The organism is Streptomyces sp. NPDC046985 (assembly GCF_040644415.1).
In the GTDB taxonomy this organism is placed as follows: Bacteria; Actinomycetota; Actinomycetes; order Streptomycetales; family Streptomycetaceae; genus Streptomyces.
Map to the genome: position 1 here is coordinate 48,778 of NZ_JBEYWK010000014.1, position 20,545 is coordinate 69,322.

Annotated in this window: 14 protein-coding genes; 7 read left to right on the top strand and 7 right to left on the bottom strand. The window is 74.8% G+C overall.

Annotated elements, in window-relative coordinates:
* Window positions 1-153: 153 nt before the first annotated feature.
* The 3 genes from ABZ861_RS19295 (at window position 154) to ABZ861_RS19305 (ending at window position 3,353) form a co-directional block, all read left to right on the top strand.
* Window positions 154-936, top strand: coding sequence for a polysaccharide deacetylase family protein (locus tag ABZ861_RS19295; protein ID WP_361631598.1), 783 nt, complete (start codon window positions 154-156; stop codon window positions 934-936).
* 318 nt (window positions 937-1,254) lie between these two features.
* The gene (locus ABZ861_RS19300; RefSeq protein ID WP_361631817.1) at window positions 1,255-2,829 is read left to right on the top strand and encodes an APC family permease; all 1,575 of its coding nucleotides are present in this window, start codon (window positions 1,255-1,257) and stop codon (window positions 2,827-2,829) included.
* An 83-nt stretch (window positions 2,830-2,912) separates the two neighbouring features.
* A complete protein-coding gene (locus tag ABZ861_RS19305) occupies window positions 2,913-3,353 on the top strand; it encodes an SRPBCC family protein (protein ID WP_361631600.1) in 441 nt (146 codons plus the stop codon).
* 45 nt (window positions 3,354-3,398) lie between these two features.
* Here the strand turns inward: ABZ861_RS19305 and ABZ861_RS19310 are convergent, their stop codons facing one another.
* Genes ABZ861_RS19310 through ABZ861_RS19320 form a run of 3 tightly spaced genes read right to left on the bottom strand, consistent with a single transcriptional unit; the run spans window position 3,399 to window position 7,269 of the window.
* Window positions 3,399-5,786, bottom strand: a complete 2,388-nt coding sequence (locus ABZ861_RS19310; protein WP_361631602.1) for a molybdopterin cofactor-binding domain-containing protein — start codon at window positions 5,784-5,786, stop codon at window positions 3,399-3,401.
* Window positions 5,783-6,379 (bottom strand): (2Fe-2S)-binding protein, encoded by a 597-nt coding sequence (locus ABZ861_RS19315; protein WP_361631604.1) that lies wholly within the window; start codon window positions 6,377-6,379, stop codon window positions 5,783-5,785. The genes ABZ861_RS19310 and ABZ861_RS19315 overlap by 4 nt, the downstream gene beginning before the upstream one ends.
* Window positions 6,379-7,269, bottom strand: a complete 891-nt coding sequence (locus tag ABZ861_RS19320) for an FAD binding domain-containing protein (protein ID WP_361631606.1) — start codon at window positions 7,267-7,269, stop codon at window positions 6,379-6,381. The genes ABZ861_RS19315 and ABZ861_RS19320 overlap by 1 nt, the downstream gene beginning before the upstream one ends.
* A 526-nt stretch (window positions 7,270-7,795) precedes the next feature.
* On the opposite strand from ABZ861_RS19320, the gene ABZ861_RS19325 reads away from it, so the two are divergent.
* The gene (locus ABZ861_RS19325; RefSeq protein WP_361631608.1) at window positions 7,796-9,676 is read left to right on the top strand and encodes a PucR family transcriptional regulator ligand-binding domain-containing protein; all 1,881 of its coding nucleotides are present in this window, start codon (window positions 7,796-7,798) and stop codon (window positions 9,674-9,676) included.
* A 166-nt stretch (window positions 9,677-9,842) separates the two neighbouring features.
* On the top strand, window positions 9,843-10,610 hold the full coding sequence (locus ABZ861_RS19330; protein WP_361631610.1) for a hypothetical protein: 768 nt from the start codon (window positions 9,843-9,845) through the stop codon (window positions 10,608-10,610).
* A gap of 251 nt (window positions 10,611-10,861) precedes the next feature.
* Here ABZ861_RS19330 and ABZ861_RS19335 read toward each other — a convergent pair whose 3' ends face one another.
* On the bottom strand, window positions 10,862-11,533 hold the full coding sequence (locus tag ABZ861_RS19335; RefSeq protein WP_361631819.1) for a GntR family transcriptional regulator: 672 nt from the start codon (window positions 11,531-11,533) through the stop codon (window positions 10,862-10,864).
* Between the two features lie 885 nt (window positions 11,534-12,418).
* Here ABZ861_RS19335 and ABZ861_RS19340 point away from each other — a divergent pair.
* The gene (locus tag ABZ861_RS19340; RefSeq protein WP_361631612.1) at window positions 12,419-13,261 is read left to right on the top strand and encodes a (2Fe-2S)-binding protein; all 843 of its coding nucleotides are present in this window, start codon (window positions 12,419-12,421) and stop codon (window positions 13,259-13,261) included.
* Window positions 13,262-13,586: 325 nt separating this feature from the next.
* Entirely contained in the window at window positions 13,587-14,618 is a 1,032-nt protein-coding gene (locus tag ABZ861_RS19345; protein WP_361631614.1) for a DUF2637 domain-containing protein, read from the top strand.
* A 97-nt stretch (window positions 14,619-14,715) separates the two neighbouring features.
* Here the strand turns inward: ABZ861_RS19345 and ABZ861_RS19350 are convergent, their stop codons facing one another.
* From ABZ861_RS19350 to ABZ861_RS19360, 3 genes are all read right to left on the bottom strand, one after another.
* Window positions 14,716-15,141, bottom strand: coding sequence for an ATP-binding protein (locus ABZ861_RS19350; RefSeq protein ID WP_361631821.1), 426 nt, complete (start codon window positions 15,139-15,141; stop codon window positions 14,716-14,718).
* Between the two features lie 446 nt (window positions 15,142-15,587).
* The gene (locus ABZ861_RS19355; protein WP_361631616.1) at window positions 15,588-17,330 is read right to left on the bottom strand and encodes a pyruvate dehydrogenase; all 1,743 of its coding nucleotides are present in this window, start codon (window positions 17,328-17,330) and stop codon (window positions 15,588-15,590) included.
* 100 nt (window positions 17,331-17,430) lie between these two features.
* Complete coding sequence (locus ABZ861_RS19360) at window positions 17,431-18,432, bottom strand: protein phosphatase 2C domain-containing protein (protein WP_361631618.1); 1,002 nt, start codon at window positions 18,430-18,432, stop codon at window positions 17,431-17,433.
* Between the last annotated feature and the right edge of the window lie 2,113 nt (window positions 18,433-20,545).

Below are 20,545 nucleotides of genomic sequence, written 5' to 3' on the forward strand. Positions count from 1 at the left end.
GCCTGAGTAACCCGCGGGCGTGACGGCACACATCGGACTTCACGGACACGGCGTGCCTGACCGCCATGGCCATTGATTTCGATCGCGTGTACGTAGGTCATCCATTCGACCGAACGGCGCACGACGTCCGCACCGCGTCCGTACAGTCCCGCCATGCTTTCTGCGACCGAGAAGACGACACGGCCGGGGACCGGGGTGCGGCGGATCGCCGCTGTGGCGGCCGCCGCCTGCCTGGCGCTGACGCTGAGCGGCTGCCAGCGGGACGGCACCGCCCCGAGCGCCGCGCGCGCCCAGGCGGTCGGCGCGGCGGCCCGGTTCGGCCCGGTCGACTGCCGTCAGGCCAAGTGCATCGCGCTGACCTTCGACGCGGGCCCGAGCGAGCACACCGCGGCCCTGCTCGACGTGCTTCGCGGCAAAGGGGTCCGGGCGACCTTCTTCCTGCTCGGCGCGCGGCACATCGAGAGGTATCCGGAGCTGGTCGAGCGCATGGCGGCCGAGGGCCACGAGGTGGGCAGCCACACCTGGGACCACAAGATCCTGACCCGGCTGTCCGAGGACGCGATACGCGACGAACTGCGGCGTCCTGACGAGGCGATAGAACGGCTGACCGGGCGCCGGCCGACGCTGATGCGGCCGCCCCAGGGCCGCACGGACGACAGGGTGCGCAAGGCGGCCAAGGAGGAGGGCCTGGCCGAGGTGCTGTGGAGCGTGACCGCCAAGGACTACGCCACGAGCGACTCCGCGCTCATCACCCGGCGCGTCCTGGACCAGGCGTCCCGGGACGGGATCATCCTGCTGCACGACCTCTACCCGGGCACGGTGCCCGCCGTGCCCGGCATCGTCGACGCGCTGAAGGAGCGCGGCTACGTCTTCGTGACGGTGCCTCAACTGCTGGCGCCCGGGAAGGCCGAGCCCGGAGAGGTGTACCGGCCGTAGCGGGTGCGCGGGGAGCGTGTGCCGACCCTGGCGGGTGCGCAGGGAGCGTGTACCGGCCGTAGCGGGTGCGTGGGCAGCGTGTGCCGCGACCGTATGGCGCCGTGCGCTGGGTACGCTCCACGACCGGGGCGCCGGGCGCGGAGCACGGACCGGCCGGGCGCCCGCGCTCGCGCCCGCGCCCGCGGAGAGCCGGACGCGTCGCGGATCCGTCGAAGCACAGTCGGAGCACAGGAGAGAGCGCTTTTCGTGGCTGGTGACCGAGCAGTGCCGGACGACGGGGACGCCGGAGCCCCGGACGCGCGGGCGCAGGAGCGCCGTCTGCGGCGCGAGCTGGGCTTCTGGGAGCTGACCGGCATCGGCTTCTCCAACATCGTGGGCTCCGGCTGGCTGTTCGCGGCCATGTACGCGGCCCAGACCGCCGGTCCCGCCTCCCTGCTGTCCTGGGTCGGCGCCGGGCTGCTGTGCGGGCTGATCGCCCTGGTGATGATCGAGCTGGGCGCGTCGCGTCCGGAGGGCGGCGCGACGGTGCGGTGGCCGCTGTTCGCCAGCGGCCGGCTCGTCGGCACGCTCATCGGCTGGTCGACGCTGCTGTCCGTGGGGGGCACCGCGGCCGAGATCAGCGCCATCATGCAGTACGCCGCCCACTACCTGCCGGGGCTCTACCACGGCGGGACCCTCACCGCCTCCGGGCTGGCGGCGGCGGCCGCGCTGAGCACGGTCCTGACCGCGTTCAACTGGTTCGCCGTGCGGTGGTTCGCCCGGCTCAACACCCTCATCTCGGTGTTCAAGGTCATCGTGCCGTTGCTCACCGTGGCGGCCCTGATCGCCTCGGGCTGGCACACGGGCCGGCTGACCGGCCACGGCGGCTTCGCCCCGTACGGCTACGCGGCCTGCCTGAGCGCCCTGGCCGGCGGCGGCATCGTCTACTCCGTCAACGGCTTCCAGGCGGCGCTGGACTTCTCCGGCGAGACCCGCAGCCCTCGCCGCACCGTCCCGGTCGCGGTCCTCGGCGGCATCGCCCTGGCCGTGGCCATGTACCTGGCTCTACAGACGGCGTTCCTGTTCACCGTGCCCGAGCGCCTGCTCGGGCACGGGTGGCGGGGCGTCTCCTTCGACTCTCCGTTCGGCCAGCTCGCCCTCGTCCTGAACCTCCACTGGCTCTCCAGCCTGCTCTACGCGGACGCGGTGGTGTCCCCCGGCGGCTCCGCCTACGTCGGCGTCGCGCTGGACGCCCGGCACACCTACGCGCTCGCCAAGAACGGCCTGTTCCCGCGGTACCTCATGAAGGTGGACGAACGGTTCGGCGTCCCGCGCCGGGCGCTGGCGGTGAACCTCGCGGTGATCCTGGTGTTCCTGCTCCCGCTCGGCGGCTGGCAGAGCATCGTGAGCGTGATGGGGGACATGTACCTGCTGATCTACGCCAGTTCGGCGGTCGCGGTCGCGGTGTTCCGGTCCCGGGACGGCGGGACCGCCGGGTGGGCGCCCGGACTGCGGTGGATCGCGCCGCTCAGCTTCGTCGTGGCCGGCGAGTTCGTCTACTGGTCCGGGTGGCACGACCTGCGCCTCGCGCTGCCGCTGGTGCTCTGCGGACTGCTGGTCTTCTTCGTCCAGCGACGGCCGGACGCCCACCGGGCCCCCGGGACGGCGCGCGGTCTGACGGCGGAGGTGCGGGACGGCCTCTGGCTGGTCGTCTACCTCGCCGCCCTGACCGCGCTGTCCCGGCTCGGCACGTTCGGGGGCAGCGCCCTGCTCCCGGCCCCGTACGACTCGGTCGCCGTCGGCGTGCTGGCCCTCGCCGTGTTCTTCTGGGCCGTGCGCTCCGGGGTCCGTTCCGGCGGCGCCGGGGAGGGCGGGGCGGGGGTCGGCGCGGCCGGGGTGCGGCCGTCGGGGTGACGTCGGCGCGGCCGGGTGGGGCCATGCGGGTGAGCCGCGAGGGGACGCGCCGCTCCGGCCCGCCGGTTGCCTACGATCTTCCTGTGGTCGACTTCCTCATCGAACGTACGGCGCCGCTCCCCCTCGACGAGGTCTGGCGGCGGCTCACGGACTGGCCCCGGCACGCCGACGTGGCCCCGCTGACCGGGATCAGAATGGACACGCCGGGGCCGACCCGGGTGGGCACCCGGTTCACCGCCCGGACCGCGCTCGGCCCGCTGGGCTTCGACGACCCCATGGAGGTCACCGAGTGGCGTCCGCCGGTCGGCGGCGAGCCGGGCCGGTGCCGGCTGGAGAAGCGGGGCCGGGTGATGCTCGGCTGGGCCGTGATCGAGGTCCGGCCGGGCCCGGGGGGCCGCACGCACGTGCGATGGCTTGAGGAACTGCGGGTCCGCCTCCTGCCGTCCGTGTGCGATCCGGTGCTGGAGCGCACGGCGCGCGAGGCGTACGGACGGGCCGTCAACAAGCTGCTGCGCAGGGCGTGAGCCCCGCTCGGGCGTCCCGTCGGGCGGGGTTGCCCAGAGCGGCGCTCACGCCGTGCCGGTGAGGTGCTCCGGGCGGACGGGCGTGCGGGCCAGCTCCAGTCCGGTCGCGTCCCGGATCGCCGCGAGGACGGCCGGGGTGGACGACAGGGTGGGCGCCTCGCCGACGCCGCGCAGCCCGTACGGGGCGTGGCTGTCGGCGAGTTCGAGCACGTCGACGGGGATCGTCGGCGTGTCGAGGATGGTGGGGATGAGGTAGTCGGTGAAGGAGGGGTTGCGCACCTTCGCCGTCACCGGGTCGACGACGATCTCCTCCATGACCGCGACGCCCAGGCCCTGGACGGTGCCGCCCTGGATCTGGCCGGTCACGGACAGCGGGTTGAGCGCCTTGCCGACGTCCTGGGCGCAGGCCAGCTCGATCACCTTCACCAGGCCGAGTTCGGTGTCGACCTCGACGACGGCGCGGTGCGCGGCGAAGGAGTACTGGACGTGGCCGTTGCCCTGTCCGGTGCGCCGGTCGAAGGGCTCGGTGGGCCGGTGGCGCCAGGGCGCCTCGATCTCCACGGCCTCGTCCTCCAGCACGTCCGCCAGATCGGCGAGCGCCTCGCCGCCGTCGGTGACCACCTTGCCGTCCTCCAGCAGGAGTTCGGCGGCGGCCCAGGCCGGGTGGGAGGCGCCGAGCTTGCGCCGGCCGATCTCGAGGACCCGTTCGCGGACGAGTCGGCAGGCGTTCCTGACGGCGCCGCCGGTGACGTAGGTCTGCCGGGACGCGGAGGTCGAACCGGCCGAGCCCACCTGGGTGTCGGCCGGGTGGATGGCGACCTGGGCGACGCCCAGTTCGGTGCGGGCGATCTGCGCGTGCACGGTGACGCCGCCCTGGCCGACCTCCGCCATGGCCGTGTGCACGGTGGCGACGGGCACGCCGGCCACCGCCTCCACCCGGACCCTGGCGGTGGAGTAGTCGTCGAAGCCCTCGGAGAAGCCGACGTTCTTGATGCCGACCGCGTAGCCGATCCCGCGGACGACGCCCTCGCCGTGCGTGGCGTTGGACAGGCCGCCGGGGAGCTGCCGCACGTCGGCGCCCTCGCTGGACTCCCACTGGCGCTCGGGCGGAAGCGGCATCGCCTTGACCCGGCGCAGGAGTTCGGCGACCGGGGCCGGGGAGTCGACGGGCTGCCCGGTGGGCATGAGCGTGCCCTGGGACATGGCGTTGAGCTGCCGGAACTCCACCCGGTCCAGGCCGACGGCGTCGGCCAGCCTGTCCATCTGGGCCTCGTAGGCGAAGCACGCCTGGACCGCGCCGAAGCCGCGCATCGCCCCGCAGGGCGGGTTGTTGGTGTAGAGCGCGAGCGCCTCGACGTCGACGTCGTCGACCGCGTAGGGGCCGATGCTCAGCGAGGAGGCGTTGCCGACCACGGCCGGGGAGGAGGAGGCGTAGGCGCCGCCGTCCAGCACGATGCGGCACTTGACGTGGGTGAGCTTGCCGTCCCTGGTCGCGCCGTGCTCGTAGGTCAGCCGGGCCGGGTGGCGGTGGACGTGGCCGAAGAAGGACTCGAACCGGTTGTAGACCATCTTGACGGGCTTGCCGGTGCGCAGCGCCAGCAGGCAGGCGTGGATCTGCATGGACAGGTCCTCGCGGCCGCCGAAGGCGCCGCCGACGCCGGACAGGGTCATGCGGACCTTGTCCTCGGGCAGGCCGAGCACGGGCGCGATCTGCCGCAGGTCGCTGTGCAGCCACTGGGTGGCGATGTAGAGGTGGACGCCGCCGTCCTCCTCGGGCACGGCGAGGCCGGACTCGGGGCCGAGGAACGCCTGGTCCTGCATGCCGAAGACGTACTCGCCCCGGACGACGAAGTCGGCCCGCCGCGCGGCCTGTCCGGCGTCGCCGCGGACGATCGGCTGGCGGTGCACGATGTTCGGGTGCGGGACGTGCCCGGCGTGGTGGTCGGCGCGGCCCTCGTGGATCAGGACGGCGTCCGGCGCGGTGGCGGACGCCTCGTCGGTGACGACCGGCAGCTCCCGGTACTCCACGTGGATCTTGGCGGCGGCGCGGCGGGCGGTCTCGGGGTGGTCGGCGGCGACGACGGCGACGGGCTCGCCGTGGTGGCGGACCCGGCCGTGCGCGAGGACGGGCGTGTCCTGGATCTCCAGGCCGTAGGTCCGGACGTCCGTCGGCAGGTCGTCGTAGGTCATGACGGCGTACACGCCCGGCAGGGCCAGCGCCTGCGAGACGTCGATCGAGACGATCTCGGCGTGCGCGACCGGGGAGCGCAGGATCTGGCCCCAGAGCATGTCCTCGTGCCACATGTCCGAGGAGTACGCGAACTCTCCGGTGACCTTGAGCGTGCCGTCCGGGCGGAGCGTGGACTCGCCGATGCCGCCGCGGGTCTGCGCGCCCTGGGTGATCTTGGTGGGTGCGCCGTTGGCCGTGGTCATGGTCGGGCCCCCTCGGACTGGCGGGCGGCGGCCAGGCGGACCGCGTCCATGATCTTCTCGTAGCCCGTGCAGCGGCACAGGTTGCCCGACAGCGCCTCGCGGATGTCGGCGTCGCTCGGGTTCGGGGTGCGCTCCAGCATCTCGTCGGCGGCGATCAGCAGGCCGGGGGTGCAGAAGCCGCACTGGACGGCCCCGGCGTCGATGAACGCCTGCTGGATCGGGGAGAGCCGGGCGCCCTCGCCGGTGAACGAGTCGGCGCTCCCGCTCTGCGGGCCATGCGCCCGCCAGCCCCCGGCCTCGTCGAGCGAGGCGCCGCTCCCGGCGGCGGCGCCCTGCGCGCGCTGCCGGGCGAAGTCCGCGAGCCCCTCGACGGTGACGACGTCGCGGCCCTCCGCCTGACCGGCGGCGACCAGGCAGGAGCACACCGGCGCCCCGTCCAGGCGCACGGTGCACGAGCCGCACTCGCCCTGCTCGCAGGCGTTCTTGGAGCCGGGCAGGCCGAGGCGCTCGCGCAACACGTAGAGCAGCGACTCGCCCTCCCAGACGTCGTCGGCCTCCTGCGGCCGTCCGTTGACGGTGAAGCGGACGCGCATCACGCGGCTCCCTTCCCGGTGCGGCGGGCGTCGCGGTACGACTCCCAGGTCCAGGTCAGCGTCCGGCGGGCCAGCACGCCGATCGCGTGCCGGCGGTAGTGCGCGGTGCCCCGGACGTCGTCGATCGGGTTGCAGGCCGCGGCGCACAGGTCGGCGAACTCCCGGGCGACGGAGGGGGTGACGGTCTTGCCGTTGTCCCAGAAGCCGCCCTCCTCCAGGGCCGCGTTCAGGAACTCCTCGGCGGTCTGGGCGCGTACGGGGGTGGGTGCGGCCGAGCCGATGCCGGTGCGCACGGTGCGCGTGCGGGGGTGCAGGGCGAGGCCGAAGGCGCACACCGCGATCACCATGGCGTTGCGGGTGCCGACCTTGGCGTACTGCTGCGGGCCGTCCGCCTTCTTCACGTGCACGGCGCGGATCAGCTCGTCCGGGGCGAGCGCGTTGCGCTTGACGCCGGTGTAGAACGCGTCGATGGGGATGAGCCGGGCGCCGCGCACGGACACGGCCTCCACCTCCGCGCCCGCGGCGAGCAGGGCCGGGTGGGCGTCTCCGGCCGGGGAGGCGGTGCCGAGGTTGCCGCCGACGCCGCCGCGGTTGCGGATCTGCGGGGAGGCCACCGTGTGCGAGGCGAGCGCGAGGCCCGGCAGCTCGGCGCGCAGGCAGTCCATGATCCTGGCGTAGGGCACCGAGGCGCCCAGCCGCACGCTCTCCTCGCCGACCTCCCATTCCTCCAGCTCGCGGACGCGGTTGAGGTCGAGCAGGCAATCGGGCCTGCGGTGGTCGAAGTTGATCTCCACCATCACGTCGGTGCCGCCCGCGATCGGCACCGCGGTGGGGTGCTCGGCCTTCGCGGCGAGCGCCTCCTCCCAGGTGGCGGGGCGAAGGAAGTCCATGGCCGGCTCTCTTCCTCGTCTCGTGGACCGTCCGGACCGAGCCGATCCGTGTGCGGCGGGCCAGGCTCGTACCTGTGGTGTGCACGCGAAATGAAACCAGTACACCGCCACTGCTCCAGCGGGGTCAGTCACCGAAACCACGAAGGGTTTGGCTGGCCACGGCACCCATCTTGTAGATTCATATGAAGGAAGGTGGTCGGTTCTCTTCTCGGGTTCCTCTGGGTGCTCTGGTGTCTCTGGGTCCGCGGGTTTTCTCGGGCTCTCCGGCGTCCGGCGCCTGCGTCCGGTGCCTGGCGCCTGGCGCCTGTGGGTCTTTTGACGGTCCGCGCGGCGCCTGCGGTTCCTCCGGGTCCCAGGGTCCCAGCTCCGGTCTCTCCGGAGACGGCGGGCGCGCCGACGGCGGAAGCGGTCCGTCCGCCCGGCGGGCGGGCCGATCCGCGGGGCGGAGGCGCCTGCGACCGGCTCCGGCCGACCTTTCCATCGTAGTTTTCGAGGTTTTCGAGACACAGAACGGCGGCGACGAGACATGCGGCTGCGCGCACTGCTGGACACCGATGCGCTGGGCCTGAAACTGCTCGGCGGCGAGCAGGAGCTGGACCGCGCCGTCCGCGGCGTGATGACCACCGACCTGCGCGATCCCAGCCGCTACCTGTCCGGCGGCGAGCTGGTGCTGACGGGTCTGGCCTGGCGCCGGGACGCCGCCGACTCCGAGCCGTTCGTGCGCATCCTGGTGCGGGCGGGCGTCGCCGCGCTCGCCGCCGGAGAGGCCGAGCTGGGCGACGTGCCCGAGGATCTCGTCCTGGCCTGCGCCCGGCACCGGCTGCCGCTGTTCGCGGTCAACGAGTCGGTGGCGTTCGCGACCGTCACCGAGCACGTGGTGCGGCAGGTCTCGGGCGAGCGGGCCGGCGATCTGGCGGCCGTGGTGGACCGGCACCGCCGGATGATGACCTCCGGACCGGCCGGCGGCGGCCCGGACGTGGTCCTCGACCTGCTCGGCTCCGACCTGGACCTGCGGGCCTGGCTGCTGTCCCCGGCCGGACGGCTGATCGCAGGGCCGAAGGTCGGCGGTCCGGCGCTGCCCGCGGACCTGTGCGTCCGCCTCGTGGCCGAGCACCTGGCGGCCGCCCGGAGCGGGCGGCGCGGTCCGCACCGGGTCGAGCTGGACGGCACGACGTACTCGCTGTTCCCCGTCCGCGGCGGTACGCACCGCTCGGGCCTCGGCGCGGCGGAGCGCGCCCCGCAGGCTGCGCCGGACCCGCGCGAGGCGGTGCTGTCGGACTGGCTGCTGGCGGTCGAGACGGACGCGGGCGACTGGCCGGAGGAGCGGCTGGATCTGCTGCACGGCGTCACGCAGCTCATCGCGGTCGAGCGGGACCGGCGGGACGCCGCCCGCACCGTGCGCCGCCGCCTCGCTCAGGAGGTGCTGGAGCTGGTGCAGACGGGGGCGCCGCCCGCCGAGGTCGCGGCGCGTCTGAGGGTCGCCGCTCCCGTGCTGCTCCCGGGGGTGGGCGTCGCGCCGCACTGGCAGGTGGTCGTGGCCCGCGTCGAGTGGGAGGACCGGGACGGCGGGCTGGACCGGGAGGAACGGGCGGACCGCGCAGGACGGGAAGACCGGGCAGACCGGGCGGAACGACAGACGCGGGACGAGCGGGAAGCGCGGAACGAGGGGGACGGCGGGCGGTACGGCCCCGGTCTGGTCGCCCAGTCGCTCCTGGAGGAGATCCTGGTGGACCCGCTCAGCACGGGTCCCGGGCCCTCCGACCGCATCGCCGTCGCCCATGCGGGCGGCGAGGCGATCGCGCTGGTGCCGCTTCCCGCCGTCGCCGGCGGCCACGAGGACGCGCGGTCCGGGATCCTCGCCTCGCAGTCCGGGGCGCTCGCTTCGCAGGCCGGGGCCCTGGCCTCGCAGTCCGGAATACTCGCCGACGCGCTCCTGGCGGCCGTCCGGGACCCGCTGGCCGCCGGTCTGGGCGAGGACGGGCGGCTCACCCTCGGCGTCAGCGCGGCCGTGCACTCCGCGGAGGGGCTGCGCGGCGCCCTGGAGGAGGCGCGGCACGCCCGGCGGGTCGCGGCGGCCCGACCGGGCAGCGTGTGCGCGGCCGGCCACCAGGAGCTGGCGTCGCATGTCCTGCTGCTCCCCTTCGTGCCGGACGACGTGCGCCGCGCCTTCACCGCGCGGCTGCTGGACCCGCTGCGGGAGTACGACCGGCGGCACCGCGCCGAGCTGATCCCCACCCTGGAGGCGTTCCTCGACTGCGACGGCTCCTGGACGCGCTGCGCCACCCGGCTGCACCTGCACGTCAACACGTTGCGCTACCGGGTGGGGCGCATCGAGCAGTTGACGGGGCGGGATCTTTCACGCCTGGAAGACAAGCTGGACTTCTTCCTGGCGTTGCGCATGAGCTGAGGTCAGAACGGGTGAGAGCGGAGGGGGCCGGGCGCCGCCGCCCGTGCGACACTTTGTGAATTCTTTCACCCACCCTCTTGGCCAGGCCACGGGATTCGTGCTGAGATGCCGCCACCACTCAAGGCTCGACGGCGTGCTCGGGGAGGACAACGTGGCGCATACCGCCATGTCTGGTAACGGGACGACCGCAGGTGACGATCCACTCCAGACCGCGGTATGGCGGCTGCGCTCGCGCGCGTGCTGGGCCGACGCGGCGGCCCTGCTGCCGGCGGCCACCGCACCCGCCGCGCTCCAGCGGGCCGCGCTGCTGGTGGAACGCTGCCTGTACACCGAGGCGGGCTGGGAGGAGGCCGAGGACGCGCTGCGCACGGCCGAGGCGCTGGCCCACACCGACGAGGAGCGCGGCGCCGCCGCGTGCGAGCGCGGGTACCTCGCGTACTCGGCCACGCTGCACGCCGTGCGCGACCGGGCGGACGAGGCGCGCTCCGCGCTGGGGCGGGCGGCGGCGCTGATCCCGCCGGGGGCGCCGGTGCGGGCCCTGCTGGACTTCCGGCGCGGGCTGATCGCCGAGAACCTGACCGGCTCGCCGCAGGCCGCCCGCGCCGCCTACCGCCGCGCCCACGCGGGCGCGACCGCCTGCGCCGACCCGCTGCTGCTCTCCTCCACCTGGCGCCACCTGGCCGGACTCGCCCTGCGGGAGAAGGAGTTGGCCGAGGCACGGCACGGTTTCGCGGAGTCCCTGCGGATCCGGGAGGAACTCGGCTACCTCGTCGGCACGGCGCCGGCCCTGGTGTCCCTGGCCGAGACGGAGACGGACCCGGAGGCGTCCCGCCTGCGCGAGGAGGCCCGCCGCCTGCTGAAACTGCTGGGCGGCGTACCGACCTGGCTGGCCCGCCAGTTGTCCCCGCCGACGACGGACGCGGCGACGGCGTGATTCCCGGCCCGGGGTTCGCGGCGCGTGCCGCGAACGGCGGGCCGGGGGGCGTGGAGTGCGCGGTGCGGGGCGTTATGCGGTTGGACGCGCGGTGGGGGCGGCGCGACGCGGGGGCCTGTCGGCCGGGGCGGTTGCGGCTGGCGCCCCGGGCGGGCAGGGCGAGGTGTGCTGTGCGGCGCACGGTGGGCGGCGCGGCTCGGGGGCCTGCCACCGGGGGGGGCCGTCGCGGGCGGCGGGGGTCCCCGGGCGGGTCAGCCCGTAGGGTCGAAGTGGCGTTGTACCAGCACCTGGAGGCGGTCCGTGTCGCGGGCGATGAACGCGTCGAGCAGCGCCATGTGGTCGGCGGCGTCCGAGAGGAGGCCCGCGCGCGGTGCGCGGCCGGCGACGCCGAGGGGCGGCCACTGGGAGCGGCGGTGCAGGTCGCCGGCGATCCGCACCAACTGCTCGTTGCCGGACAGGGAGAGCATCGCGTGGTGGAAGGCGCGGTCCGACTCGGCGTACCCGGCCCGGCTCCCGGAGGACGCGACCCGCACGGTGGCCTCGGCCAACGGGCGCAGCGCGGACCAGCGTTCGACGGGCACCGTGTCGGCAAGCCGCAGCAGCACCGGGACTTCGATCAGCGCCCGCACCTCGGCCAGCTCGGCGAGTTCGCGCGCGCCGCGCTGGAGGACCCGGAAGCCGCGGTTGGGCACGACCTCGACGGCGCTCTCCAGCGTGAGCTGCTGCATCGCCTCGCGCACCGGGGTGGCGGACACCCCGAACCGCTCCCCGAGCGCGGGCGCGGAGTAGACCTCGCCGGGCCGCAGTTCGCCGTTCGCCAGCGCGGCGCGCAACGCGTCGAGGATCTGGCCGCGCACGGAGGAGCGCCGCACCACCGCGCGCGCAGCCGCACCGGGCGGCGCCTGCGAGGCGGAAGCGGCCACCGGGGCGGCCGGGACCGGCGGGGCGGAAGCGGTCACCGGGGCTGTCGGGACCGGCGAGGCGGAAGCGGCCACCGGGGCTGCCGGGACCGGCGGGGCTGAGGAGACTGGCTGGACTGAGGAGGCCGGTCGGGCTGAGGAGGCTGGCTGGACCGAAGAAGCCGCTCGGGCTGAGGAGGCTGGCTGGACTGAGGAAGCCAGTCGAGCTGAGGAGGCTGGCTGGACTGAAGGAGCCGGTCGGGCCGAGGAAGCCGGCCGGGCTGAGGAAGCCGGTCGGGCTGAGGAGGCTAGCGGAGGCAGCGGACCGGTCCGCTCCCCGTGCGTGTGCTCGCCCCGGACGCCCTCCGCCCCCGCCACACCCGCACCCGTCGCGCCCGTACGCGCCACGCCCCTACCCGCCGCGCCCCTACCCGCCACGCCCATCCGTGACGCATCCGCGCCCAGCGCGCCCGCCTCGGATCCGCCCGCGCCCAGCACGCCCGCGGCCGGTGCGCCCGCGGCCGGTACGCCCGCAGCCGGTGCGCCGGAGGACGGTGCGCCGAGGGCCTGTGTGCCGGGGGACGGTGCGCCGAGGGCCGGTGCGTCCCACTCCCGCCGCCGCATGTCTGCGGCCTGCGGCTGGCGGGGCAGCCGCGCCGCCTCCCCGCCCGTTCCGGGCTGCGGAGATCCGGCGCGGGCGGCCGCGGCGAAGTCCTGCGCGCGCTGCATCACGGTCCTCATTCGGCGGGTGGGCGCTTGTGGTCGTCTTGGGGTCATTACGCCGGGTTGTCGCCCGTCCGTCAAGCAGCCTAAGCGCAATCGTCCCCGGGGCTGACCTCCCGGCACCGACCGGTAAGGTAAGGCTTACCTTCAATGAACCGTCAGTCCAGCGCGAAACGGTGGTCCGGCATGCCTGTGCTCCCCTCGGCCGTAGCGGACGCCTACGCCCGCCTCTCCGAGGTCTTCCCGGGCGTGACCGTCACGGAGCTGGCCCCCGGAGAGCGAGCCCCGCGCGGCGGCGGGTGGGTCGCGGCGGCCGCCCTCGCCGAGGCGGGCCCCGGCCTGGACGCCTTCCTGGCCTGGGACGACGCGCAGGTGCTGCGGGACTACGGGACCCGCGCCCGCCCGGACGTGGTGGCGAGCTTCGGCCTGCACCGCTACGCCTGGCCCGCCTGTCTGCTGTTCACCGTGCCGTGGTTCCTGCACCGCAGGGTTCCCCGCCTGCCCGTCACGCACGTCGCCTACGACCGCGCGTCCGGGCGCATGGCCGTCCGGCCGGTCTCCTTCGTCTGCCTGCCGGGCGATCCGGCGTCCGCGCTGCCCGGCGCCCGCCTGGTGCGCGACGAGGAGGCGCTGCGCGCCGAGCTGCGGGAGGCCGTCGCCGAGCACCTGGCGCCGTTGCTCGCGGGCTTCGGCCCGCGCATGCGGCGGCGCGGCCGGGCCCTGTGGGGCATGGCCACCGACGAGGTCGTGGAGGGCCTGTCGTACGTCGCGCATCTGCTCGGCGAGGGGCCGCGCGCGGTGCGCGAGCTGGAGCTGCTGTTCCCCGGGACCACCCGGCCCTACGTCGGCTCGGCCGCCTTCCGCGAGCCGATCGGAGCGCAAGCGGAGGCGCCGTCCGTCCGGGACCGGGTGAGCTGCTGCATGTTCTACACGGTGCGCCCGGAGGACACCTGCGCCACCTGCCCGCGCACCTGCGCGGCGGCCCGGATCGCCGAACCGGCCGCCGCGGGCGCCGCGGCCGCAGCGTGAGCCTGCTCGTACCCCGCCGCGCGGCCGGAGCGCCGCCCCGCGTCCCGTAAGATCGTCCTCTCGCGGACGCCTGCGAACGGCCTTGCCGGGGCGGGCGATTCACCGAATGCTCACCCGCCCCACGAGCTTTCCGCGGCCCCACTGGTGCGGGTAGTCTTAATCGAACTCAACTCTCGCCCCTCAAGCGGCAGTTCGAGCAGATTGCCGTCTGCGGGCACCCTCTTGCACCTCCTTGGCGGCCTCTTGCCCCGAAACCCTCTGAGGGCTGGCGGAATTGGGCCACTATGGCGGGCGTCACGCCCTATCCCCACGCAAGGGACCCCAGATGAGACTGACCGACATATCGCTGAACTGGCTGCTTCCGGGCGCCGTGCTGCTCCTGGGCGTGCTGGCGGCGGTCGCGGTGCTCGCCCGCGGCAAGCGGTCGGGCGGGAGCACGAGCGCCGACGACTCGTGGGAGCGCAGCGAGGAGCGCCGCAGGCGCAAGGAGGCCGTCTACGGCAGCGCCTCCTACGTCCTGCTGTTCTGCTGCGCGGCGGTGGCCGCCGCCCTCTCCTTCCACGGCCTGGTCGGCTTCGGCGAGCAGAACCTCGGCCTGACCGGCGGCTGGCAGTACCTGGTGCCGTTCGGCCTGGACGGCGCGGCGATGTTCTGCTCCGTGCTCGCGGTGCGCGAGGCCAGCCACGGTGACGCGGCCCTCGGCTCGCGGCTGCTGGTGTGGATGTTCGCCGCCGCGGCGGCCTGGTTCAACTGGGTGCACGCGCCGCGGGGCATGGCCCACGCGGGCGCGCCGCAGTTCTTCGCCGGGATGTCCCTGTCGGCGGCGGTGCTCTTCGACCGCGCGCTGAAGCAGACCCGCAGGGCCGCGCTGCGCGAGCAGGGCCTGGTGCCGCGTCCGCTGCCGCAGATCCGCATCGTCCGCTGGCTGCGGGCGCCCCGCGAGACGTACCGCGCGTGGTCGCTGATGCTGCTGGAGGGCGTGCGCAGCCTGGACGAGGCGGTCGAGGAGGTGCGCGACGACAAGCGGCAGAAGGAGGACCAGCGGCGGCTGCGCCGCGAGCACGACCGGGTGGAGCGCGCCCAGCTCAAGGCGATCAGCCGGGGCCACCGCGGTTTCGCCGGCCGCGGCGGCCGGACGGGCGAGGCGCAGGCCTTGGAGCGCGGTTCGTCCCAGGTCGGCGCGGAGCCTGCCATAGCGGCGTCGGAGCCGGTGCGCGCGCGTCCCTCGCTTCAGCCCGTCCGCAAGAGCGCTGACCCCATCACCGTCGACCTCACCACGGAGGACGACACCATGGCGCTGCCGCGGCTGGACTCGCTGGAGCGCAAGCTCAAGGACCTTGAGCAGCAGTTCGGTTAGGTCCGGGCGGGAAGGGCGGGCCGGACTGGTCCCGTGACGCGGGGAGGGGCGCGGCCGTTTCGGCCGCGCCCCTCCCCCTTGGACGTCGCGCGTGCGGTCAGGCGGCCTCGGCCCGCAGTTCGAACCACACGGACTTGCCGACCCCGTGCGGGCAGACGCCCCAGGCGTCCGCGAGGGAGTCCACGAGAACGAGCCCGCGCCCGTTGGTGTCCTGGTCGGCGTCCGGGCACCGGGGCCGGGGCCGTCGCGCCATGAAGTCCCGTACCTCCACGCGCAGGGCGCGCGGCGACACGACGGCCGTGAGGATCGCGTCGTCGTCGGTGTGCAGGAGCGCGTTGGTGACCAGTTCGCTGGTCAGCAGTTCCGCCACGTCCGAGGCGCCCGAGCGCCCCCAGTGGCGCAGCAGTTCGCGCAGCGCCCGGCGGGCCTCGGGCACCGCTCGTAAGTCCGCGCGGCCCAACCGGCGTCTGAGTTGGGGCGGGGGCATCGGATCCGCCGCGCCGTCGGTCTCTTCCTCCACCATCCGTGTCGTGGCGGCGCGGCCCGTCCTGGGGCCGCCCTCCCGTACCGAACTCTCCATCTCCCCCGCCCGCGTGCCGATGTCGGTTTCCCTCCAGCTCGAACACGTTCGCGGGATCCATGCCCATACGGGGCGCCGGCCAGTCCTTCCGGCTCGTCGGCCCCCCGGTGTTCGGCCACCCGATCGGCGCTCCGGCGGGCGCACGAGAGGGCGCCCCGCGTGCCGGAGGGCGGCATCTTCGCGGTACGACGCGCGCGATCCGGCCAGTTCCCGCGGTGACGGGACGCCCGGCGGGCGCCGCGAACTTGGCTGAAGTGCGACGTTTTCCGCCCGCGGCAGCGCCCCCGTTCCGCCCGTGGCCGAGCCGCCGCCGACCGAACTGAGCCGAGCCCAGCGGCCGCCGCCCGTGCTCGCGGCCGTGCTCGCGGTCGTGCTCGCCGTCGACGCGGTCAGGGCCGGGGCACGTTGCGCAGGTTGGAGCGGGCCATCTGGAGCATCCGGCCCACTCCCCCCTCCAGCACCATCTTGGAGGCCGACAAGGCGAAGCCGGAGACCATCTCGGCGCTGATCTTCGGCGGGATGGACAGGGCGTTGGGGTCGGTGACGACGTCCACGAGGGCCGGGCCGCGGTGCTGGAACGCCTCCTTCAGCGCCCCGGCCAGCTCCTTGGGCTTCTCCACCCGGACGCCGAAGGCGCCGCAGGCGCGGGCGACGGCGGCGAAGTCGGGGTTCTTGTTCGCGGTGCCGTAGGAGGGCAGCCCGGCGACCATCATCTCCAACTTGACCATGTTGAGCGAGGAGTTGTTGAACAGCACGACCTTGACCGGAAGACTGTGCTGGACCAGGGTGAGGAAGTCCCCCATCAGCATGGTGAATCCGCCGTCCCCGGACATCGAGATCACCTGCCGGTTCAGGTCGGGGAACTGCGCGCCGATCGCCATGGGCATGGCGTTGGCCATCGAGCCGTGGGAGAACGAGCCGATGATGCGGCGCCGGCCGTTGGGCGAGAGGTAGCGCGCGGCCCACACGTTGCACATGCCGGTGTCGACGGTGAACACCGCGTCGTCGTCCGCCATGTCGTCCAGCACGTCGGCCACGTACTCGGGGTGGATCGGGACGTGCTTGTCGACCTTCCGCGTGTACGCCTTGACGACCCCCTCCAGCGCGTCCGCGTGCTTCTTGAGCATGCGGTCCAGGAAACGGCGGCTCGTCTTCTCCTTGACCCGGGGGACGAGGCAGCGCAGCGTCTCCCGCACATCGCCCCAGACGGCCAGGTCGAGTTTGGAGCGCCTGCCGATGACCTCCGGCCGCACGTCGACCTGGGCGATCTTCACGTCGTCCGGCAGGAACGCGTTGTAGGGGAAGTCGGTGCCCAGCAGGATCAGCAGGTCGCACTCGTGGGTGGCCTCGTAGGCGGCGCCGTAGCCGAGCAGACCGCTCATCCCGACGTCGTTGGGGTTGTCGTACTGGATCCATTCCTTGCCGCGCAGCGCGTGGCCGATCGGTGACTTGATCTTCCCGGCGAACTCGATCACCTCGTCGTGCGCGCCCGCGGTGCCGCTGCCGCAGAACAGGGTGACCTTCTCGGCCTCGTCGATCATCGCGACCAGCCGGTCGATCTCGACGTCGCTGGGCCGGACGGTGGGCCGGGAGGTGACGATGGCGGTCTCGGCGGCCGTCTCCGGGGCCGGCTCGTCGGCGACGTCGCCGGGCAGCGTCACCACGCTCACACCGCTGCGGCCGACCGCGTGCTGGATGGCGGTGTCCAGCAGCCGCGGCATCTGCTTGGGGTTGGAGATCATCTCGCTGTAGTGGCTGCACTCCTGGAACAGCCGGTCGGGATGGGTCGCCTGGAAGTAGTCCAGGCCGATCTCGCTGGAGGGGATGTGGGAGGCGAGGGCGAGCACCGGGGCCATGGAGCGGTGGGCGTCGTACAGGCCGTTGACGAGGTGCAGGTTGCCGGGGCCGCAGGAGCCGGCGCAGGCGGCGAGCGTCCCGGTGATCTGGGCCTCGGCGCCGGCCGCGAAGGCGGCGCTCTCCTCATGGCGGACGCCGATCCAGTCGATGCGGGAGTGGCGCCGGATCGCGTCCGTGACGGGGTTCAGGCTGTCCCCGACGACGCCGTACACGCGGCTGACCCCGGCGCGGACGAGGGTGTCGACGAACTGTTCAGCGATGTTCTGCTTGGCCATGGCTCGGATGCCCTTCGGTCTCCTGCGGACGGCGCGCTGCCGCGCGTCCCCTGCGGCCCCCCGCGGATCCCCTGGGTCCATGAAGTCACAGGCCGGGCGCTCACGCCTCCCAAACGACGGCGGCCGTACGGTCGTCCGCGTACCCCTTGACCCGCACCTGGGCGTCCGCCAGGAACGCGGCGAGACCCGGCGGCGCGGGCGCGGACCAGCGCCGGGCGAGGTGCGCCCGCAGCTCCGCCTCGCCGCGCACGGGCTCGGCGAGGCCGTCCGTGCACATCAGCAGCGCGTCACCCGGGCGGGCCAGGGAGGCGCGGAACCGGAACGGTTCGCGGGGCGGCTCCTGCGCGGATCCGGGCGGGCGCCGGCGCGGTCCCGTGCCGGGCGCCGGGGCGCCGAGGTCCATGGTGAGCCGGTCGCCCTCGGGGGTCTCGGCGGGGGCGGACAGCGCGGCGGAGTCCGACCGTGCGGAGGTCGGGGTGCCGGAGGTACGGGGCCTGGCGGACCGCCCGTCGTCCGCCTGCGGCTCGATGTCCTGCCACTCGCCGTCCCGCAGCCGGAACAGACCCCCTGAACCGGCCCCGAAGAAGACCCGCGCACGGCAGTCGGGGTCGGCGGGCAGGAGCAGGCAGCGCAGGGTGGCGGTGTACTCCTCCGGCGCGGCGCCCCGCTCGACGGCGCGGGCGCGGAGCTTGCCGAGGCTGCGGTCGGTCAGCCGGTGCAGGCCCGACTTCAGTTCGCCGCGCCGGCCGGCCCTCAGATCCTCGGCCAGCCGGGTGTGGCTGCGGCCGACGGCGCGCGCGATCCACCCGCACACCTCGGCCGCGGCGCGGTGCGCGTCCCGCGCGGTACGGGCGCCGGCCGCCATCGCCACGAGGATCAGCGCCTGGTCGCCGGCGCCGAACCGGGCGGTGAGCAGCGCGTCCCGGCGCGGCTCGCCCCGGTAGCGAGGCGAGTCCCCGCGCAGGGACACCGCCCGCAGGGTGCAGGCCCCGTACCGGGCCCCGTCCAGCACGGTGTCCGGCGCCAGCTCGTCCAGCCCGTCCGGATCGGCGGCCGGGAGCGCGGTGGGTTCGGCGTCATAGGTCGGCGGCCGGTCGCCCACGTGGGCGACGGCGGGGCGGGGGGTGACGGGCAGGGGAGGGGGCGGAGGCGTGGGAGAGGCGGGAGGGCCTGGGGGCGCGGTTGGGGGCGGGGATGGTGGTAGGTCCGGGTGCGGTGCGGTGGGACCGGACGGCGCTTGGTCCGGCGGAGACGGCGCGTCACTCGGGGGCGGGGACGCGTCGTTGGGGGGTGGGGGCGGGGGCGCATCGGTCGAGGGCGGGGGCTGGGGCGAAGACAGCTCGTCGTGCGGGTGGGACGGGCCGGTCCCTGGGGCGGGATACGGCGACGGCGCCCGCTCCGAACGCCGGGATTCGGGGGCGCTCGGCGCCGACGGCGGGGCCGGGGTCTGAGGCGGGGGCGGCACAGAGGGCGGAGGCGGCACAGAGGGCGGGGGCGGCACAGAGGGCGGGGGCGGCACAGAGGGCGGGGGCGGCACAGAGAGCGTCGGCAATGAAGGTGGGGGCGGCACAGAAGGGGTGGGCAATGAGGGCGGGGACGGCACAGAAGGCGTCGGCAACGAAGGCGGAGACGGCACAGAAGGCGTGGGCACCGAGGGCGGGGTCGGGACTGAAGGGGTCGGGACGGAGGGCGGAGCCGGAAGGGAGGGCACGGCTGGAGCCGAAGGCGGGGTCGGGACTGAGGGCGGGGTCGGGACCGAAGGGGCGGTCGGAACCGAAGGTGGAGCCGGGACCGAAGGGGCGGTCGGAACCGAAGGTGGGGTCGGAACCGAAGGGGCGGTCGGAACCGAAGGTGGGGTCGGAACCGAAGGTGGAGTCGGGACTGAGGGTGGCGTCGGGACTGAGGGTGGCGTCGGATTCGCAGGCGGGGCCGGGACCGAAGGCGGAGTCGGTGCCGAAGGCGGCACCGGAGCCGGAGGCGGCGTCGGAGGACGGCTTGGGCTCGTGGTCGTGGCCGAGGGGGGAGGCTGGTCCGGCCAGGACAGCCCACTCTCCCGGGCCTCTTCGGCCCGGGGCTCGCGCGGCGGCGCGGAAGGCGTGGGAGCGGCGGCGCCCCACTCGGCCCCGCTCACGGGACGGGCCGTACCCGGGCTCAGCGGCGCCTCCGCCTGCGGGGTCCCGCGGCCGAACGCCCCGGAGGTCCCGTGACCGGACGCCCCCGAGGTCTCATGGCCGGACGCCGACGCGGGCGGAGCCGACGCGGGCGGAGCCGACGCGGGCGGAGCCGACGCGGGCGGAGCCGACGCGGGCGGAGCGGGTGCAGGCAGCGCAGGTGCAGGCGGCGCGGGCGCGGCAGACGGAGGCGCGGGCGCGGGGCCCGACGGCGGGCGTTGCCACCAGTCGGGGCTGGGCGGCGCGGACGCCGTGTCGGACGGCGAGCCCTGCCACCAGTCACGGCCGGACGGTTCGCCGCCGACGGCATGAGGCGACTCGGGCGAGGCGTCGCCCGCGGCATCCGGCGGAGGGTCGTAAGGCGGCGAGCCCGGCGGCGCCATATGCGACGAGTCCGGCGACGAGCCGACGCGCGGCGCGGCCCCCGGCGGGGCGTAGCGCGGCGGGTCGGCGGGAGACGGCGCTTGCGGCGAGTGTGCGTGCGGCGGCGCCTGCGGTGAGTCGTAGCGCGGCGCGTCATAGCGCGCGGCTGCCTGCGACGGCGCCTCGCCCCTGGGGCGCGGCGGGCCGGGGTGTGGCTGTGTCGACGGCGGCTCGTGAGGTTCGGGGTACGGCGACGGATCGGAGAGCCATGGCGCCTGCGGGTCGCCCGGCGCCTGCCCGACCTCGGGCGGCGGGCTCACGGGGGCCGGAGGCGGCGGCCCGGCCGTGCGCGGCACGGGGACATCCGGGATTTCCCCGCGACGAGGCCGGAACCAGTCGTCGGACGGCTGGTTTCGGTCGCCCGACGACTGGTTCCGGTCGCCCGGCGAGAACCGGTCGTCGGCGGCGGCCGTGCCGTCGCGCGGCGAGGTCGCGCTGTCCGCGCCCGAGGGATCCCGCGACGGCGTGCCGCCCGGACCCGCTGAGCGCCCCACCGCGTCGGCCGCCGAGGCGAAACGGTCGTCCAGGGAGTCCGCCCCCGGCGTGGGGCCGGTGTCCCCCCTGGAATCGTCGTAGAGCTGTCCCCACCAGTCGTCGTCGTGGCCGGTGGGCCTTCCCCCC

Bases quoted from the DNA above. Each gene is read 5' to 3' on its own strand.
- ABZ861_RS19340 (WP_361631612.1), top strand. From the start codon at position 12,419: ATGCCTGTGCTCCCCTCGGCCGTAGCGGACGCCTACGCCCGCCTCTCC.
- ABZ861_RS19345 (WP_361631614.1), top strand. From the start codon at position 13,587: ATGAGACTGACCGACATATCGCTGAACTGGCTGCTTCCGGGCGCCGTG.
- ABZ861_RS19310 (WP_361631602.1), bottom strand. From the start codon at position 5,786: ATGACCACGGCCAACGGCGCACCCACCAAGATCACCCAGGGCGCGCAG.
- ABZ861_RS19325 (WP_361631608.1), top strand. From the start codon at position 7,796: ATGCGGCTGCGCGCACTGCTGGACACCGATGCGCTGGGCCTGAAACTG.
- ABZ861_RS19355 (WP_361631616.1), bottom strand. From the start codon at position 17,330: ATGGCCAAGCAGAACATCGCTGAACAGTTCGTCGACACCCTCGTCCGC.
- ABZ861_RS19320 (WP_361631606.1), bottom strand. From the start codon at position 7,269: ATGGACTTCCTTCGCCCCGCCACCTGGGAGGAGGCGCTCGCCGCGAAG.
- ABZ861_RS19330 (WP_361631610.1), top strand. From the start codon at position 9,843: ATGTCTGGTAACGGGACGACCGCAGGTGACGATCCACTCCAGACCGCG.
- ABZ861_RS19350 (WP_361631821.1), bottom strand. From the start codon at position 15,141: ATGGTGGAGGAAGAGACCGACGGCGCGGCGGATCCGATGCCCCCGCCC.
- ABZ861_RS19315 (WP_361631604.1), bottom strand. From the start codon at position 6,379: ATGCGCGTCCGCTTCACCGTCAACGGACGGCCGCAGGAGGCCGACGAC.
- ABZ861_RS19295 (WP_361631598.1), top strand. From the start codon at position 154: ATGCTTTCTGCGACCGAGAAGACGACACGGCCGGGGACCGGGGTGCGG.